We start from the raw sequence: 16,483 nt of genomic DNA, 5'->3' as shown, positions 1-16,483 counted from the left end.
CCAGGTCAACCGACTAACTGGCGGGTCGGACCCGCCGCTTCCCGCCGCGGCGGTAGGTGGACACCGCGGGCGATCCGTCGACCCAGAACCGCCACGGCGTGTCCATCGCCATCGCGACGCCGACGCGCGGCCCCGTCCGGATCGACTCCGCCGGGACGCGCTCGCCGACCCGCAGCCGGACCGGCGACGCCGGGTCGGTCAGGTCGGCGCCGTTCTGCTCGCGGTCGATGCGCAGCACCGACGTGAGGATGGCCGGGCCCTTCGCCAGCTCGCCGGTCCCCCGCGCGGCCGGGCGCCGCTTGCGGACGACGTCGAGGCCTTCGACGACCTCGCCCGCCCGCAGCAGCACCGCGCCGGCCACGCCGTCGTGGGAGCCGACGATGTTCGCGCAGAAGTGCATCCCGTACACGAAGTACACGTACAGGTGACCCGCCGGGCCCCACATGACGGCGTTGCGCGGGGTCCGGCCGCGGTAACAGTGCGACGCCGGATCGTCCTGGCCGCGGTAGGCCTCCACCTCGACCAGCCGGACGCCGACGGTGCCGTCGGGACCGTCGGCTTCCAGCACCGAGCCGAGCAGCAGCTGGGCCAGGTCGACCGGGTCGAGCGCCAGCTCCTCACGGGTGAACAGCCGGTCACTCACACGCTCTCCCCTCGCCCGATGGCCGGATCGAGCGTAACCAGCGGCTCAGTTGAGCCACTGACGGGCCGCGGTGACGCGCTCTTCGAGCCGCGCGCGCTGTTCGGCGACCCGCTCCGGCGCCGTGCCGCCCCGGGCGTTGCGGGACTTCACCGAGCCTTCGACGGTGAGGACGTCGCGCACCGCGGGCGTGAGCGCCGGGTTGATCTTCTCGAACTCCTCGTCGGTCAGCTCGTCCAAGCCGACGCCGCGGGCCTCGGCGACGCGGACGCTTTCCCCCGCCGCCTCGTGCGCGACGCGGAACGGGACGCCCTGGCGCACCAGCCACTCCGCGATGTCGGTGGCCAGGGTGAACCCGGCGGGCGCCAGCTCGGCGAGCCGGTCGGTGTGGAACGTCAGGGTGGCGAGCATGCCGGCGATCGCCGGGAACAGGAAGCTCGAGCTGTTCGACCGAGTCGAACACCGGCTCCTTGTCCTCCTGCAGGTCGCGGTTGTAGGCCAGGGGCTGCGCCTTCAGCGTGGCCAGCAGCCCGGTCAGGTTGCCGATCAACCTGCCCGCCTTGCCGCGGGTCAGCTCGGCGACGTCCGGGTTCTTCTTCTGCGGCATGATCGAGCTGCCGGTGGCCCAGGCGTCGTCCAGCGTGACGTAGCCGAACTCGGCGGTGTTCCAGATGATCACCTCTTCGGCGATCCGGGACAGGTTCACCGCGAGCATCGCGACGGCGAAGGCGAACTCGGCGACGAAGTCCCGCGACGCCGTGCCGTCGATGGAGTTCTCGACGCTGGTCGCGAAGCCCAGCTCCTCGGCGACGGCCTCGGGGTCGAGCCCCAGCGACGAGCCGGCGAGCGCGCCCGAGCCGTACGGCGACTCGGCCGTGCGGGCGTCCCAGTCCTGCAGCCGCGAGACGTCGCGCAGCAGGGCCTGGCCGTGGGCCATCAGGTGGTGCGCAAGCAGCACCGGCTGCGCGTGCTGCAGGTGCGTGCGGCCGGGCAGGATCGCGTCCGGGTGCCGCTTGGCCTGCGAAACGAGGGCGTCGACGACGTCGAGCGTGCCCGCGACGACGCGCCGGGCGGCGTCGCGCAGCCACATCCGGAAGAGCGTGGCGACCTGGTCGTTGCGCGAGCGGCCCGCCCGGAGCTTGCCGCCGAGCTCGGTGCCCGCCCGCTCGAGCAGGCCGCGTTCGAGGGCCGTGTGCACGTCCTCGTCGGCGATCGTCGGGGTGAACTCCCCCGACGCGACGTCCTGGGCGAGCGCGTCCAGCGCGGCCAGCATGCCGGTCAGCTCGTCGTCGGTGAGCAGGCCCGCCTTGCGCAGCACGCGGGCGTGCGCGCGGGAGCCGGCGATGTCGTAGGGCGCCAGGCGCCAGTCGAAGTGCGTCGACGCGCTCAGCGCCGCCATGGCCTCCGCCGGACCGCTGGCGAACCGGCCGCCCCACAGCTGCACCGGCTGCTCGTTCCCGCTCACTGTTCTCGCTTCTCCTCAGGTGTTCGTCGGATTCAAGTCTTCGGCCGTCACGCGGCCGTCGTAGAGCACAAGGCGGACTTCGCCCGACACTGCATCGGCCAGGTTGGCGCATCCGCGCCCGATCCGCCGTTCGAGCGCGGCGCACGCCTCACTGCGGCCTATCCGCTGCGCCTCACCACGCGCGCACAGCATCCGACGCGCCTCGGCCACGGAAACGGTCTCGCCGTCGATCGCCACCGGGATCCCGCGATCGAAGGTGATCACGAGTTCGTCCGGGGCGAGGAACTCCCCCTCGGCGGGAAAGATGTCGGCGAGCGCGGTCATGGTGGTCCTTCGTCTCCGTGGTCTTGGGCCGAGCGCTGCGCGAGGGCCGCGAAGCGTTCGGCCAGTTCCTTGCCCGTCAACGGTTCCCGGGCGATCACGGCGACCGTGTCGTCGCCCGCGATGGAGCCGACGACCTCTTCGAGCGCCGCTCGGTCGATCGCGCTGGCCAGGAACTGCGCCGCGCCCGGCGGCGTCCGCAGCACCATCAGGTTGCCCGACGAATCGGCCGAAACCATCAGCTCGGCGAGCAGCCGGGAGAGCCGCGAGGTGCCGCCCTGCACCCCGCGGACCGGGCTGCCGTCCTCGGGGATGACATAGACCGGCGCACCCGAGTCCGGGCCGCGCAGCTTGACCGCGCCCAGCTCGTCGAGGTCGCGCGAGAGCGTCGCCTGCGTGACCTCGATGCCTTCGGCGGCCAGCAGCTTGGCCAGCTCGGTCTGGCTGCGGATCGTCATGGTCGAGACCAGCTCGGTGATCCGCGCCTGCCTGCCCACCCGGCTGCTGGTCATCGTCGGCTCTCTTCGAACAGCCAGACCAGCAGGGCCTTCTGCGCGTGCAGGCGGTTCTCCGCCTCGTCCCACACCGCGCTGGCCGGGCCGTCGATCACCTCGTCGGTGATCTCCCAGCCGCGGTGCGCGGGCAGGCAGTGCAGGACGATCGCGTCGTCCGCGGCCTTCTTCAGCAGTTCGGTGTTGACCTGCAGGGCGCGGAACGGGCCGACCCGGTCGAGGCCGTCGTTCTCCTGGCCCATCGACGTCCACGTGTCGGTGACCAGCACGTCCGCGCCGGCGACGGCCGCGTACGGGTCGGTGAAGACGGTGGCGCTGCCGCCCGTCTCGCCCGCCCGCTTCTTCGCGTCCAGCATCACGCCCTGGTCCGGCTGGAAACCGACCGGCGAGACGACCCGGACGTGCATGCCGGCGGTGACCCCGCCGAGCAGCAGCGAGTGGGCCATGTTGTTGGCGCCGTCGCCGAGGTAGACGAGGGTGAGCCCCTCGAGCTTGCCCTTGCGCTCCCGGATCGTCATCAGGTCGGTGAGCACCTGGCACGGGTGGAACTCGTCGGTCAGCGCGTTGACCACCGGGATCGACGCCGCCGAGGCCATCGCCTCGATGCGCTTCTGCGCGAAGGTCCGCCAGACGATCCCGTCGACGTACCGCGACAGCACTCGCGAAGTGTCCTCGATGGTCTCTTCGCGGCCGAGCTGCATGGACCGGCCGTCGACGATCACCGGGTGCCCGCCGAGCTGGCTGATGCCGACCTCGAACGAGAACCGCGTGCGGGTCGAGTTCTTCTCGAAGATCGCCGTGACCGACTTGCCGGCCAGCGCCTTGTTGCCCAGCGGGTCGGCCTTGAGCTGGTCGGCCAGGTCGAGGATGGCCTTCTGCTCGGCGGGACTGACGTCGTCGTCGCGGAGGAAGTGGCGCAGCATCAGTCGGAGTCCTTCGTGGTGGAGTCGAGCGCGTTCGGGAGTGCGGAGAGGAAACCGGCGGCCTGGTCGGCGTCGAGCACGAGCGGCGGCGCGAGCCGGATGGTGTCCGGCGCGACCGGGTTGACGAGGTAACCGGCGTCCTGGACGGTCTTGGCGACCTTCGCCGAGACGGGCTCGCGCAGCGCGATGCCGAGCAGCAGGCCGGCGCCGCGCACCCCGCCGACGAGCGGGTGGTCCAGCGCCTCGACGCCGGCCGCGATGTCCTTGCCCAGCGCGGAAACGTGGTCGAGGAGGCCGTCGGCGGCGATGGTCTTCAGCACGGCGAGACCGGCCGCGCAGCACACCGGGTTGCCGCCGAAGGTCGTGCCGTGCTGACCCGGCTTGAGCAGGTCGCCGGCCGCGCCGACGCCGATGACCGCACCGAGCGGCAGGCCCCCGCCGAGGCCCTTGGCCAGGGTGATCACGTCCGGGACGATGCCGGCCTGCTGGTAGCCGAACCACGTGCCGAGCCTGCCGAGGCCGGTCTGCACCTCGTCGAGCACCAGCAGCGTGCCGGTGGCCTTGGTGATCTCGCGGGCAGCCTGCAGGTAGCCGTCCGGCGCGGGGATCACGCCCGCCTCGCCGAGCACCGGCTCCAGGAACACGGCCGCGGTGTCGGTGTCGACGGCCGCCTTGAGCGCCTCGACGTCGCCGAACGGCACGTGCTCCACCCCGGGCACCAGGGGCTTGAACGGGTCGCGCTTGCCGGGCTGGCCGGTGAGCGTCAGCGCGCCCATGGTGCGGCCGTGGAACGCGCCCTCGGCCGCGACGACCTTCGTGCGCCCGGTCAGGCGGCTGATCTTCAACGCGGCTTCGTTGGCCTCGGCGCCGGAGTTGACGAACAGCACCTTGCCGTTGCCGGTGAGGCCGGCGACGTCGAGCAGCGCCTCGGCGAGCTCGACCGCGACCGGGTTGACGTAGAGGTTCGAGGTGTGGCCGAGCTGCTTGATCTGCGCGGTGACGGCCTCGACGATCGCCGGATGGGCGTGGCCGAGCGCGTTGACCGCGATGCCGCCGACCAGGTCGAGGTACTCCTTGCCCTCGGCGTCCCACACCTTCGCGCCTTCGCCGCGCACGAGGGTCAGCGCCGGGGTGCCGTAGTTGTCCATCAGGGCGGACTGCCAGTGCGTCTGGCCATCCACATTGGACTTGAGGTCGGTCACGGGAAGCTCCGTTTCGGGGAAGACCATGGTGCCGATGCCGCGCGAGGTGAAGACCTCCAGCAGGACCGAGTGGGCGAGGCGGCCATCGATCACGTGCGCCCGGCGCACGCCGCCGCGGATGGCGCGCACGCACGCCTCCATCTTCGGGATCATGCCGCTGGCCAGGGTGGGCAGCATCGGCTCGAGGTGGTCGACGCGGATGCGGTCGATCAGCGACGAGCGGTCGGGCCAGTTCGCGTAGAGGCCTTCGACGTCGGTGAGCACGACGAGCTTTTCGGCGCCCAGCGCGGCCGCCAGCGCACCCGCGGCCGTGTCGGCGTTGACGTTGTGCACGACGCCGTCGATGTCCGGGGCCACCGTCGAGACGACCGGAATGCGCCCGGCGTTGACGATGTCGAGCACGGCGTCCGGGTTGACTTCGGCGACCTCGCCGACCAAGCCGATGTCGACCTGCTCACCGTCCACAGTGGCCTGTTTGCGCTCCGCTGTGAACAGCCGGGCGTCCTCGCCGGAGATGCCGACCGCGTACGGGCCGTGCGCGTTGATCAGCCCGACGAGCTCCCGGCTGACCTGCCCGGTGAGCACCATCCGGACGATGTCCATCGTCTCCGGCGTGGTGACCCGCAGGCCGCCCTTGAACTCGCCTTCGACGCCGAGGCGCTTGAGCATCGCGGTGATCTGCGGGCCGCCGCCGTGCACGACGACCGGACGCAGGCCGGCCAGCCGGAGGAACACCATGTCCTCGGCGAAGGCCGCCTTCAGCTCGTCGTCGATCATGGCGTTGCCGCCGTACTTCACCACCACCGTCGCGCCGTGGAAGCGCTGCAGCCACGGCAGCGCCTCGATGAGCACCCCGGCCTTTTCGGCCGCCGTCGCGAGTCGTTCGTCCGCGGAAATCAGTGCCTCCTGGTTCATGAGGAGTACGCGCTGTTCTCTTCGACGTAACCGTGCGAAAGGTCGGTGGTGTAGATGGTGGCCGCCTCGCCGCCGACACCGAGGTCGACGACGATTTCGATGGCGCGGCCGGTGAGGTCCGCCTCCGTCCGGTCGGCGGCGGGCATCCCCTGCGCGAACAGGGTGACGCCGTTGATCGCGATCGACACCCGCTCCGGGTCGATGGTCGCCGGGACGCGGCCCAGCGCCATCGCGATCCGGCCCCAGTTCGGGTCGGAGCCGAACAGCGCCGTCTTGACCAGGTTGTCCTCGGCGATCGTGCGAGCCACCGCGATCGCGTCCGCCTCGGTCTCCGCGCCCTGGACGGTCACGTTGACGTCCTTCGTCGCGCCTTCGGAGTCCGCGCGCAGCTGGAGCACGAGGTCGAGGCTGACGGTGGTGAGCAGCTCGGTGAGCTCGGCTTCGGTCGGCTCGACGCCGCTCGCGCCGGAGGCCAGGACCAGGACGGTGTCGTTGGTGGACGTGCCGCCGTCGACGTCGAGCCGGTCGAAGGTGACGTGGGTGGCCCCGCGCAGGGCGCGGTCGAGGGTTTCCTTGTCCACCACGGCGTCGGTGGTCAGGACCGAAAGCATGGTGGCGAGGTTCGGGGCGAGCATGCCCGCGCCCTTGGCGAAGCCGCCGACGCTCCAGCCCTTTTCGTGCTTCGCGAAGGCCTGCTTCGGCTTCGTGTCGGTGGTCATCACGCCCTTGGCGGCGTTGAGGCTCGCCTCGGCGCTCGCGTCGAGGGCCTTGAAGGCGGTGTCCACACCGGACAGCACCGCGTCCATCGGCAGCCGCTCGCCGATCAGGCCGGTCGAGCAGACGGCGACCTCGATCGCGCCCACCTGGAGGACGTCGGCGACCTTCTCGGCCGTCGCGTGGGTGTCCTGGAAGCCGCCGGGGCCGGTGGCCGCGTTGGCACCGCCGGAGTTGAGGACGACGGCCTTGAGCCGCTGCTGCTTGAGCACCTCCTGCGACCACAGCACCGGGGCCGCTTTGATGACGTTGCGCGTGAACACGCCCGCCGCGACGTCGAGCGGGCCGTCGTTGACGACCAGGGTCAGGTCGAGCGCGCCGGAGGCCTTGATCCCGGCGGCGACGCCGGCGGCGCGGAAGCCCTGCGGGCCGGTGACGGTCACGGTGCCACTCCTACGGTGGAAAGGCCGGTGGTCTCGGGGAGGCCGAGGGCCAGGTTCATCGACTGGACGGCACCGCCGGCGGTGCCCTTGGTGAGGTTGTCGATCGCGGCGACGACGACCAGGCGCTTCGCGTCGGCGTCGACCGTGACCTGCAGCTGGACGTTGTTCGAGCCGAGCGTCGCCGAGGTCGTCGGCCACGCGCCCGCGGGCAGCAGCTGGACGAACGGCTCGGCGTCGTAGGCCTTTTCGTAGGCCTCGCGGGCGGCGGCCTCGTCGACGTCGCCCTTCAGCGGGGCGCTCGCCGTGGTGAGGATGCCGCGGGGCATCGGCGCGAGCACCGGGGTGAAGGACACGGTGACCTTCTCCCCCGCGACGGCCGAGAGGTTCTGCGCGAACTCGGGGGTGTGGCGGTGGGCGCCGCCGACGCCGTACGCGCTCGCCGAGCCCATCACCTCGGAGCCGAGCAGGTTCGGCTTGAGGCTCTTGCCGGCGCCGGAGGTGCCGGTGACCGCGACGACCGTGACGTCCGGCTTGACCAGCCCGGCGGCGAGCGCGGGCGCCAAGGCCAGCGATCCGCCGGTCGGGAAGCAGCCGGGCACCGCGACGCGCTTGGTGCCGGCGAGCTTCTCGCGGGCGCCGGGCAGCTCGGGCAGGCCGTACGGCCACTGGCCGGCGTGGTCGCCGCCGTACCAGCGCTGCCAGTCGGCGGAGTCCGCCAGGCGGTGGTCGGCGCCGAGGTCGACGACCAGGACGTCCGGGCCGAGCTTCGCCGCGATCTCCGCCGAGTGCCCGTGGGGCAGCGCGAGGAAGACGACGTCGTGCCCGGCGAGGGTCTCCGGCGTGGTCTCGACCAGGACTCGGTCGGCGAGCGGGACCAAATGGGGCTGGTGGACGCCGAGCTTCGTGCCCGCGCTGCTGGCGGCCGTGAGCGCGCCGATCTCGACCTCGGGATGGGTCAGGAGCAGGCGCAGCAGCTCACCACCCGCGTACCCGCTGGCTCCGGCCACCGCGATGTTCACCGTCATACGCATGATTATGCACGCCCTTGCAAGTCTAAACAAACCCGGAGTGGTGGCCGCCACCTTGGGATGCTGGGGGCATGACGGACACCCCGGCCCGGCTGCTCGGCCTGCTTTCGCTGCTCCAGACACCGCGTGAGTGGCCGGGCAGCGAGCTGGCCGACCGGCTCGGCGTCAGCCCGCGCACCATCCGCCGCGACATCGACCGGCTGCGCGAGCTCGGCTACCCGGTGGAGGCCAGCCGCGGCGTCGCGGGTGGATACCGCCTGGTCGCGGGGACCGCGATGCCGCCGCTGGTGCTCGACGACGAGGAAGCCGTCGCGATCGCGGTGGGCTTGCGGACCGCCGCGGGGCAGGCCGTCGCCGGAATCGAGGAAGCGTCGGTGCGGGCGCTGGCCAAGCTGGAGCAGGTCCTGCCGGCGCGGCTGCGCCGCCGGGTGGGCACGCTCGGCACGGCGACCGTCGCCGTGCCGTCGGCCGGGCCCGCCGTGGACCCGGCCCAGCTGACGGTGTTCGCCGGAGCGATCACCAACCACGAGACGGTCCGCTTCCGCTACCGCGCGAACGACGGCGCCGAGACGCGGCGCCGGGCCGAGCCGCTGCGGCTGGTCGCCACCGGGCGCCGCTGGTACCTGATCGCCTACGACCTCGACCGGGCGGACTGGCGGATCTTCCGCGCCGACCGGATCCGCGACGCCCAGGCGACGGGCGGCCGGATCACGCCGCGGCGGCCACCCGCGACGGACCTGGCGGCCTTCGTCGTCGACCGGCTCTACGACCTGGCGCCGACGTACCGCGCGGTGGCCGTGCTGGCAGAACCAGCGGCCCGGGTGGGCCCCCGGCTCGGCGCCGCGCCCGGCGAGCTGACCGACCTCGACGAGGGCGGGTGCCGGTGGCGCAGTCACCCGGACACGCTGGACTGGCTCGCCTTCCGGTTGCTGGGGCTCGGGTGCGCGTTCACCGTCGAGGAGCCACCGGAACTGGTCGCACACCTGAAGGTGCTCGCGGACCGAGCCGCGGCGGGAGCGGGCGTGCGGACATAGCCGGCCGCCCTGATTACGTGGCATTGTCTTTCCTCCCCTTTCGCTCCACTCGCCGACCGGGGCCGGCCGGTCCACAGTGGACCGGCCGGCCGGCTCGGCTCAGTCGGGGTCACCTCCGTCCAGGTCGGTGCGCCTGCTCGGCGGCACGGGGAGGTAGCGGCCCGGGTTCTCCGGGTCGCAGCCCACGCGGGGCAGACGGGCGCGGATGCCGCCGTGGGTGCGCTCGAAGTACGCCGCGATCTCCGCGACGCTCTGGCCCTCGATCCACCGGCTCTCCAGCTCCGCGTCCATCTCCGCGTTCCACGGGCGGCCCTGCTGGGCAGGACGGCCCGCGGATCTTCGCCGCGGTGCGCGGCCGGTGGCCGTCGCGGACAGCAGCCCGTCCGCGACGAGGTCGGCCACTTGGGCCGCCACCGCGACGTCCAGGTCGAGGCTGCCCTCGGCGACCGGTTGGCCCTCGGGCCCGCCGGCTTCCAGGGTGATCATCACCCTGGGCGTGGGTTCGGCGCGGTCGACGTCCGTCCTGGTGGCGACCGCGATCCGGTAGGTGATGTCCTGTGCCCGGACCTCGGTCCGGCGCTCTTCGATGATCGACATGCCGCGAAGCTAGCGCGCACCCCCGACAATTTTCGGGCACGCACTGCTCACGGCCGGTTTCGCTCCGGAATTGTCAGACCCCTCCCCTAACCTCCCGGACACCACACCACGTGATCGGGAGGCGACGATGAGACACCGGCCGACAAGACGCTGCCCCGGTCCGGGCGAACCGGACCGGGGCAGCGGATGGCGTGCTCTTCGCTCAGAAGTGCAGCAGCTGGGCCAAGGTGCTCTGCTTCTCCTGCGCGGCCTTCGCGGTGCTGTCGGACTTCTGCGCCGCGGCACCGTCGGGCACCGGCGGCGGCACCGGGCTGCACTGGACGTCCGAGTGGTTGCCGGGCTGGCGCTGCGGCAGCTTGCCGGTGGCCAGGTAGTCGGCGACCTTGTCGTCCACACAGGACACCCCGGACAGCGAACCGGCGTGGGTCGTCCCGCCCGGCGCGCTGATCAGGCTCGAGTTCGGGAACCGCTTCCGGACCTCGAGGCTGCCCGGGTACGGCGTGGCGGCATCGAGCTCTTCACTGATCAGCAGCGCGCCGGGGACACCGCGGCCGTCGATGTTCACCGGCTTGCCCGCCTTCGCCGGCCAGAACGCGCACGGCGCGTTGAACCAGGCGTTGCCCCACGTCTCGAACGGGGCCTTGAAGTAGGTCCGCCAGTTGTCGGCGCGCCACTTGTTCCAGTTGGTCGGCCACTGCACGTCGGTGCACTGCACGCCGAGGTACACGGCGAACCCGTTGTCGTCGCCGGGCGGGTTCGAAGAGTCGTAGAGGTCCTTCAGCGTCTGCCAGTCACCCTTGTGCACGTAGCCGTCGAACGCCTTGGCCATGTCGACCCAGCCGAAGACGTAGTAGCCGGCCTGCAGGAAGATGTCGGTCCACTCGTCGCCGCCGATCACCCCGCCCGCCGGGTTCTTCGCCAGCTTGCGCTGGGTGTCGTACCACAGCTTCTCCACCGCGGCGCCGGTCTTGCCCAGGTGGTAGACGTTGTCGTAGGACGCCAGCCAGCCGAAGTAGATCTTGATGTTCTTGTCGAACGCGACGTCCTGGTCGAGGTTGGCCTCGTACCAGACCTTGCGCGGGTCGACGTTGCCGTCGAGCACCATGCGGCGGACGTTCTTCGGGTACAGCGTGCTGTACACCTGGCCGAGGTAGGTGCCGTAGGAGAAGCCGTAGTAGTTGATCTGCTTCTCGCCCAGCGCCTTGCGCAGGCTGTCCATGTCCTGCGCGACGTCGGTCGTCTTCAGGTGGTCGAGGATTTCGCCGTTCTTCTTGCACGCGTCGGCGTAGCCCTTCGAGCGGGCCAGCCACGTCTGCTCGAGACCCGGGGTGGTCGGCACGTAGGCCGGCCGGTTGTAGCTGAAGTAGTTCCCGTCGCAGCTGATCGCGGGCTTGCTGGAGCCGACGCCCCGCGGGTCGAAGCCGATCCAGTCGTAGTTGTCGCCCGCGTGGTTCGGCACGTACTTGCCGAGCACCGACAGGCCGAGGCCGGAACCGCCAGGACCGCCCGGGTTCACGAGCATGATGCCCTGCGACTGGGCGGTCTTGTGCTTGATCCGCGAGACCGCCACGGAGACCTTCGCCCCGCCCGGCTTCGCGTAGTCCATCGGCACCTCGAGGAAGCCGCACTCGGCTCCGTTGGCCTTCAGGCTCGCCGACGCGCAGGGCCCCCAGGCGATCGGCGCGGGGGTGAACTGCACCCCGGAGTCCGCCGAGGCGGCGGGCGCGGCCATCAGCCCGGCCGCGAGCCCCGCGGCGGCGACGGCGGCAACGATTCTTTTCACAGTCGTCCTTTTCGTCCGCATTCGACAGAGTTCGCCATATTTCGACGAAACTACCGGCAACCTTGGACAATCTCGCCGACCGCCGCGACTTCCGCCATCCGTCTTTCGTCTGGTCCTGGACCGTCTTCGGCGGCCGGGAACCGTCGGTGCCCGGTTGTACGCTGCGGATCGCCGGAGGGCGGTGGGAGGACGGATGGGCGCGGACTTGCGGCTGGTCAAAGCGATTCGCACGGGGTTGGCCGAGCTGGCCGACCCGGTGAAGGCGCCCGAAATGCGGGCTTACATGAAGTCGGACATGGCGTTCCGCGGGGTGGCCAAGCCCGAGCGGAGCGGCCTCCTCAAGCGGCTGCTGGCCGAGCACATATTGCCCGATCGGGTGACATATTCGGCGACGGTCCTGGAGTTGTGGCGGGGAGCCGAATTCCGCGAGGAACGGTACGCGGCGATCGATCTTTCCGGATACCGGACATACCGGCCGTGGCAGGACGTCGAGCTGGTGTCGATGTACGAGGAAATGATCGTCGGCGGGGCGTGGTGGGACTACGTGGACGAGCTGGCGATCCGCCGGATCGGGCCGATCCTGCGGGCCGACCGGGCCAGGGTTACGCCGATCATTCTGCGCTGGGCGGCCGATCGCGATCTCTGGCGGCGGCGCACGGCGATCATCTGCCAGGTCGGGGCGAAGGAGGACACCGACACGGACCTGCTCACCCGGGCGATCGAGCCCGCGATCGGCGAGGCGGAGTTCTTTCTGCGCAAGGGGATCGGATGGGCGCTGCGGGACTACGCGAAGACGGCGCCGGACTGGGTTCGGTCCTTCGTGGACGATCACCCTGGGCTGTCCGGGCTGTCGCGGCGGGAGGCGCTGAAGCACATCGGCTGACGGATGGCCGCGGGTGCGGTGTGGAGTCGGGCTGGTTTGTGGGTTCGAGCGGGTCGGCTCGCGCGGGCCTGGGCCGTCGGCTCGCTGGTGTGCAGCCAGGCGCTCCGCCCACGCGCATGGGCCGACGGCTAGCGGATGTGCGGCCGGGCGCTCTGCTCGGAGGCTTGGGTCGTCGGCTCGCGGGCACGCGACAGGGCGCTCCGCTCACGGACCTAGGCGACCGGCTCGCCAGCGCGCGGCCATTCGCTCCGCGCACGCGCCTGGACATGCGAAGAGGGGCCGGTCGCCCAGCCCCTCTTCGTCAGCCTCGCTTCAGGCGCCTGGCCTCACGCGCGCAGCGTCGCCTCGAAACGCTCGCCCGCCGCGGCCACCGCCGCGTCGCGGGCCTTCGTCGCCTCGTCGACCGTCAGCGTCCGGTCCGCCGCGCGGAAGCGGAGCTTGTACGCCAGCGACTTCTTGCCCTCGCCCACCTGCTCGCCCGCGTACACGTCGAACAGCGTGATGTCCTCGAGCAGCTCGCCCGCGCCCTCGCGCAGCACCGATGCCAGGTCCGCCGACGGCACCTCCTCCGCCGCCACCAGGGCCACGTCCAGCAGCACCGGCGGGTAGCCCGACACGCTCGGCGCCGGGCGGGAGTCCGGCAGTGGGATCGCGTCCAGGTCCAGCTCCATCGCCACCGTGCGCGGCGGCAGGCCGAGTGCCTCCACCACCTTCGGGTGCAGCTCGCCCGCGTGGCCCACCGGCCAGTCGCCTACCCGGAGCTGGGCGCAGCGGCCCGGGTGCCACGGCGGCAGGTCGGCCGCCTGGACCGTCAGCTCCACCCCGGCCGCCTCGGCGACCGTGCGGGCCGCCTGGACCGCGTCCGCCCAGTTCGCCTGCTCGCCCTGGCCCCACCAGCCCGCGCGGTTGCGCTGGCCCGCCAAGACCACCGCCACGTGCAAAGGCTGCTGCGGCACCGCCGCCTCGAGGAGGGCCAGCTCCTCGTCCGTCGGGCGCCGGTCTACGCCCAGGTCCGGGATCTTCAGCGGGTTCGGGGCCGGGAGGACCACCTGGCCGACGTGGAACAGCGACACGTCCTTCATCCCGCGCGACACGTTGCGCTGCAGCGTGTCCAGCAGACCCGGCAGCAGCGTCGTCGCCAGGCGGTTGCGGTCGGCCTCCAGCGGGTTGCGGACCACCACCGTGTTGCGGCGGACGTCGTCGGCCGGGAGGCCGAACGCGTCCCACACCGCGTCGCCGATGAACGGGAACGGCCGCACCTCGACGTAGCCCGCCTCGGCCAGCGCCCGCGAAACCCCGCGGACGCGCCGCTGGCTCTCGGTCAGGCCGCGGCCGGCCGGGGCGGCGGGCAGCGTCGACGGGATGCTGTCGTAGCCCTCCAGCCGCAGGACCTCTTCGACCAGGTCGGCCGGCTGCTTCAGGTCGCCGCGCCAGCTCGGCGGGATCGCCGTCACCAGGCCGGTGCCGTCGTCGCCCGTGCCGACCGAGACCTTGCAGCCGATCTGGGTGAGCCGGCGGACCGTCACGCCGCGCTTGTAGTTCACGCCCGCGACCTTGTCCGGCAGGTTGATCGGCATCACGACGGCCGGGTTCGGCTCGATCGTGCCCTCGTCCGTGCGGCCGGGCTGGATCGCGGCGTCGCCGTACTGGCGCAGCAGCCGGGCGGCCAGCTCGACCGCCGCCGGGCACAGCTGCGGGTCGGTGAACCGCTCGAACCGCTTGGCGGCCTCGGAGAACAGCTTGTGCCGCCGGGCCGTGCGGCTGATCGCCGCCGGGTTCCAGTGCGCCGCCTCGAGCAGCACGTCCGTGCTCTCCGGCGTGATCTCGGTGCTCGCGCCACCCATCGTGCCGGCGAGGGAGATCACGCCGCTGTCGTCGGCGATCACCACGTCGTCCGGGTCGAGCGCGCGCTCGACGTCGTCCAGCGTCGTCAGCTTCTCGCCCGGCTTCGCCCGGCGCACCACCAGGTCACCCTGGATGGCCTTCGTGGCGAACGCGTGCAGCGGGTGCCCCAGCTCGAGCATCACGTAGTTCGTGACGTCGACGGCCAGGGAGATCGACCGGATGCCGGCCAGCATCAGCCGGCGGCGCATCCACCACGGCGTCGGCGCGGTCGCGTCCAGGCCGGTGACCCGGCGCAGCACGAACCGCGGGCAGCCCTCCGGGTCTTCGACGTGGACCGGCCAGGCGTCGCCCTCGGCCGCCGGGACCTCGAGCAGCGCCGGGTCGCCGAAGGGCACGTCGAGGGCGTTCGACAGCTCGCGCGCGAGGCCGCGGACCGACAGCGCGTAGCCGCGGTCCGGGGTCGGGGCCAGCTCGATCACCGTGTCGCCGAGGCCGAGCAGCTCGCTCGCGTCGTCGCCGGGGCTCGCGGTGCCCGGCGGGAGCACGAGGATGCCCGTGTGGTCGTCGCCGAGGCCGAGCTCGCGCGCCGAGCAGATCATGCCGTCGCTGATGCGGCCGTACGTCTTGCGGGAGGCGATGGCGAAGTCGCCGGGCAGCACCGCGCCCGGCAGCGCGACGACGACCAGGTCGCCCTCGGCGAAGTTGCGGGCGCCGCAGATGATGCCGCGGGTCTTGATCCCGTGCGGGCCCTCGTCGAGCTCGCCGGCTTCGTCGTCGTCCTCGTCTTCGTCGTCCTCGCCGACCTCGTCCGCCTCTTCGGCGGGCTCGCCGACGTCGACGCGGCAGAACCGGACCGGCTTCTTGAACTCGGTGAGCTCCTCGATCTCGGCGACCCGGCCGACGACCAGCGGGCCGGTCACCGGCCCGAGCTCGCTCAGGTCGTCGACCTCGATCCCGATCCGCACGAACGCGTCGGCCAGGTCCTGCGGCGTGACCTCCTCGCCGATGTCGAGGTGTTCGGTCAGCCAGCTGACTGGGACTCGCACTACGCCTCCGTTCCGAAGGGAAGGGTGAAGCGGACGTCGCCTTCCACCATGTCGCGCATGTCCGGGATCCCGTTGCGGAACTGCAGGGTGCGCTCGATGCCCATGCCGAAGGCGAAGCCCGAGTACACGTCCGGGTCGACGCCGCAGGCGCGCAGCACGTTCGGGTTGACCATGCCGCAGCCGCCCCACTCGACCCAGCCGGGGCCGCCCTTCTTCTCCTCGAACCAGACGTCCACCTCGGCGGACGGCTCGGTGAAGGGAAAGAAGTGCGGACGCAGGCGGGTCTTGGAGCTCTCGCCGAACATCGCGCGGGCGAACGCGTCCAGCGTGCCCTTGAGGTGCGCCATCGTGATGCCCTTGTCCACCGCCAGGCCCTCGACCTGGGTGAACACCGGGGTGTGGGTGGAGTCGAGCTCGTCGGTGCGGTACGTGCGGCCGGGGCAGACGACGTACACCGGCAGGTCGCGGTGCAGCAGGGTGCGGGCCTGGACCGGCGAGGTGTGCGTGCGCAGCACCAGGCCGGAGTCCTCTTCGCCGACGTAGAACGTGTCCTGCAGCTGGCGCGCGGGGTGGTCCTTGCCGAAGTTCAGCGCGTCGAAGTTGAACCACTCGGCCTCGAGCTTCCGGGCCCTCGGCGACCTCGTAGCCCATCGCGACGAACGCGTCGGCGACGCGCTCGGAGATGGTGCTGATCGGATGCCGGGCACCGCGCGGGACGCGGTCCCACGGGAGGGTGACGTCGACGGCCTCTTCGCGCAGCACGCGCTCGTCGCGCTCCGCCTGCAGCTCGGCACGGCGGGTGTCGAACGCCGCCTGGACGGCCTGGCGGGCCTCGTTGACGCGCTTGCCCGCTTCGGCCTTCTCCTGCTTGGGCAGGGCGCCGATCTCGCGGCGGGCCAGCAGCAGCGGCGAGTGGTCACCGAGATGCGCCGGCTTGACCTCGGCCAGCGCTTCGAGCCCGGCCGCGGCGGCGAACGCCGCTTCGGCGGCCTTGACCGCCTCCTGCAGCGTCTCGGGGGCGAGTACCGCGCCCTGGGCTTCCTTCTCCTTGGCTCCGGACATAACTCCTCGGCGTCCGCTGGGACTGGTCGTTCGTGCTCCGCAGGACACTCGGCACACGAGAGGTCAAAGG

12 protein-coding genes and 3 pseudogenes are annotated in these 16,483 nt (G+C 71.8%); 2 read left to right on the top strand and 13 right to left on the bottom strand.

Features of this window, described 5'->3' with window-relative positions:
• Nucleotides 1–13 precede the first annotated feature (13 nt).
• The 9 genes and pseudogenes from QP939_RS32595 to argC all read right to left on the bottom strand — a co-directional run bounded on the left by QP939_RS32595 (nt 14) and on the right by argC (nt 8,160).
• Complete coding sequence (locus QP939_RS32595) at nt 14–643, bottom strand: DNA-3-methyladenine glycosylase (protein WP_285450054.1); 630 nt, start codon at nt 641–643, stop codon at nt 14–16.
• A gap of 45 nt (nt 644–688) precedes the next feature.
• Nucleotides 689–2,105: pseudogene (argH, locus tag QP939_RS32590) on the bottom strand (argininosuccinate lyase).
• Nucleotides 2,106–2,120: 15 nt separating this feature from the next.
• Nucleotides 2,121–2,429, bottom strand: a complete 309-nt coding sequence (locus tag QP939_RS32585; protein ID WP_285450053.1) for an argininosuccinate synthase — start codon at nt 2,427–2,429, stop codon at nt 2,121–2,123.
• Complete coding sequence (locus tag QP939_RS32580) at nt 2,426–2,938, bottom strand: arginine repressor (protein ID WP_285450052.1); 513 nt, start codon at nt 2,936–2,938, stop codon at nt 2,426–2,428. The genes QP939_RS32585 and QP939_RS32580 overlap by 4 nt, the downstream gene beginning before the upstream one ends.
• The gene (gene argF, locus QP939_RS32575) at nt 2,935–3,861 is read right to left on the bottom strand and encodes an ornithine carbamoyltransferase (protein ID WP_285450051.1); all 927 of its coding nucleotides are present in this window, start codon (nt 3,859–3,861) and stop codon (nt 2,935–2,937) included. Before argF ends, QP939_RS32580 begins: the two co-directional genes overlap by 4 nt.
• Entirely contained in the window at nt 3,861–5,063 is a 1,203-nt protein-coding gene (locus QP939_RS32570; protein WP_285459900.1) for an acetylornithine transaminase, read from the bottom strand. The genes argF and QP939_RS32570 overlap by 1 nt, the downstream gene beginning before the upstream one ends.
• A pseudogene (gene argB, locus QP939_RS32565) lies at nt 5,064–5,978 on the bottom strand (acetylglutamate kinase); the annotation flags it as partial.
• On the bottom strand, nt 5,975–7,135 hold the full coding sequence (argJ, locus tag QP939_RS32560) for a bifunctional glutamate N-acetyltransferase/amino-acid acetyltransferase ArgJ (protein ID WP_285450050.1): 1,161 nt from the start codon (nt 7,133–7,135) through the stop codon (nt 5,975–5,977). The gene argJ and the pseudogene argB, both read right to left, overlap by 4 nt.
• Nucleotides 7,132–8,160, bottom strand: a complete 1,029-nt coding sequence (argC, locus tag QP939_RS32555; RefSeq protein WP_285450049.1) for an N-acetyl-gamma-glutamyl-phosphate reductase — start codon at nt 8,158–8,160, stop codon at nt 7,132–7,134. Before argC ends, argJ begins: the two co-directional genes overlap by 4 nt.
• 74 nt (nt 8,161–8,234) lie before the next feature.
• Between argC and QP939_RS32550 the strand changes: the two genes are divergently transcribed.
• Nucleotides 8,235–9,197, top strand: coding sequence for a helix-turn-helix transcriptional regulator (locus QP939_RS32550; protein ID WP_285450048.1), 963 nt, complete (start codon nt 8,235–8,237; stop codon nt 9,195–9,197).
• A 99-nt stretch (nt 9,198–9,296) separates the two neighbouring features.
• Here QP939_RS32550 and QP939_RS32545 read toward each other — a convergent pair whose 3' ends face one another.
• Both QP939_RS32545 and QP939_RS32540 read right to left on the bottom strand, forming a co-directional pair.
• The gene (locus QP939_RS32545) at nt 9,297–9,794 is read right to left on the bottom strand and encodes a helix-turn-helix domain containing protein (protein WP_285450047.1); all 498 of its coding nucleotides are present in this window, start codon (nt 9,792–9,794) and stop codon (nt 9,297–9,299) included.
• Nucleotides 9,795–9,996: 202 nt separating this feature from the next.
• Nucleotides 9,997–11,577: an alpha/beta hydrolase gene (locus QP939_RS32540; RefSeq protein ID WP_285450046.1), complete on the bottom strand. Its 1,581-nt coding sequence runs from the start codon at nt 11,575–11,577 to the stop codon at nt 9,997–9,999.
• A 193-nt stretch (nt 11,578–11,770) separates the two neighbouring features.
• Between QP939_RS32540 and QP939_RS32535 the strand changes: the two genes are divergently transcribed.
• Nucleotides 11,771–12,460: a DNA alkylation repair protein gene (locus QP939_RS32535; RefSeq protein ID WP_285450045.1), complete on the top strand. Its 690-nt coding sequence runs from the start codon at nt 11,771–11,773 to the stop codon at nt 12,458–12,460.
• Nucleotides 12,461–12,786: 326 nt separating this feature from the next.
• Here the strand turns inward: QP939_RS32535 and pheT are convergent, their stop codons facing one another.
• Together pheT and pheS are read right to left on the bottom strand one after the other, a co-directional pair.
• Complete coding sequence (pheT, locus tag QP939_RS32530; protein WP_285450044.1) at nt 12,787–15,351, bottom strand: phenylalanine--tRNA ligase subunit beta; 2,565 nt, start codon at nt 15,349–15,351, stop codon at nt 12,787–12,789.
• Nucleotides 15,351–16,413: pseudogene (gene pheS, locus QP939_RS32525) on the bottom strand (phenylalanine--tRNA ligase subunit alpha). The gene pheT and the pseudogene pheS overlap by 1 nt, the downstream one beginning before the upstream one ends.
• Between the last annotated feature and the right edge of the window lie 70 nt (nt 16,414–16,483).

It is taken from the genome of Amycolatopsis nalaikhensis (assembly GCF_030264295.1).
GTDB classification, from domain to species: Bacteria; Actinomycetota; Actinomycetes; order Mycobacteriales; family Pseudonocardiaceae; genus Amycolatopsis; species Amycolatopsis nalaikhensis.
The sequence above is the reverse complement of the archived record's forward strand: the minus strand, read 5'-3'. Positions and strand labels throughout refer to the sequence as shown.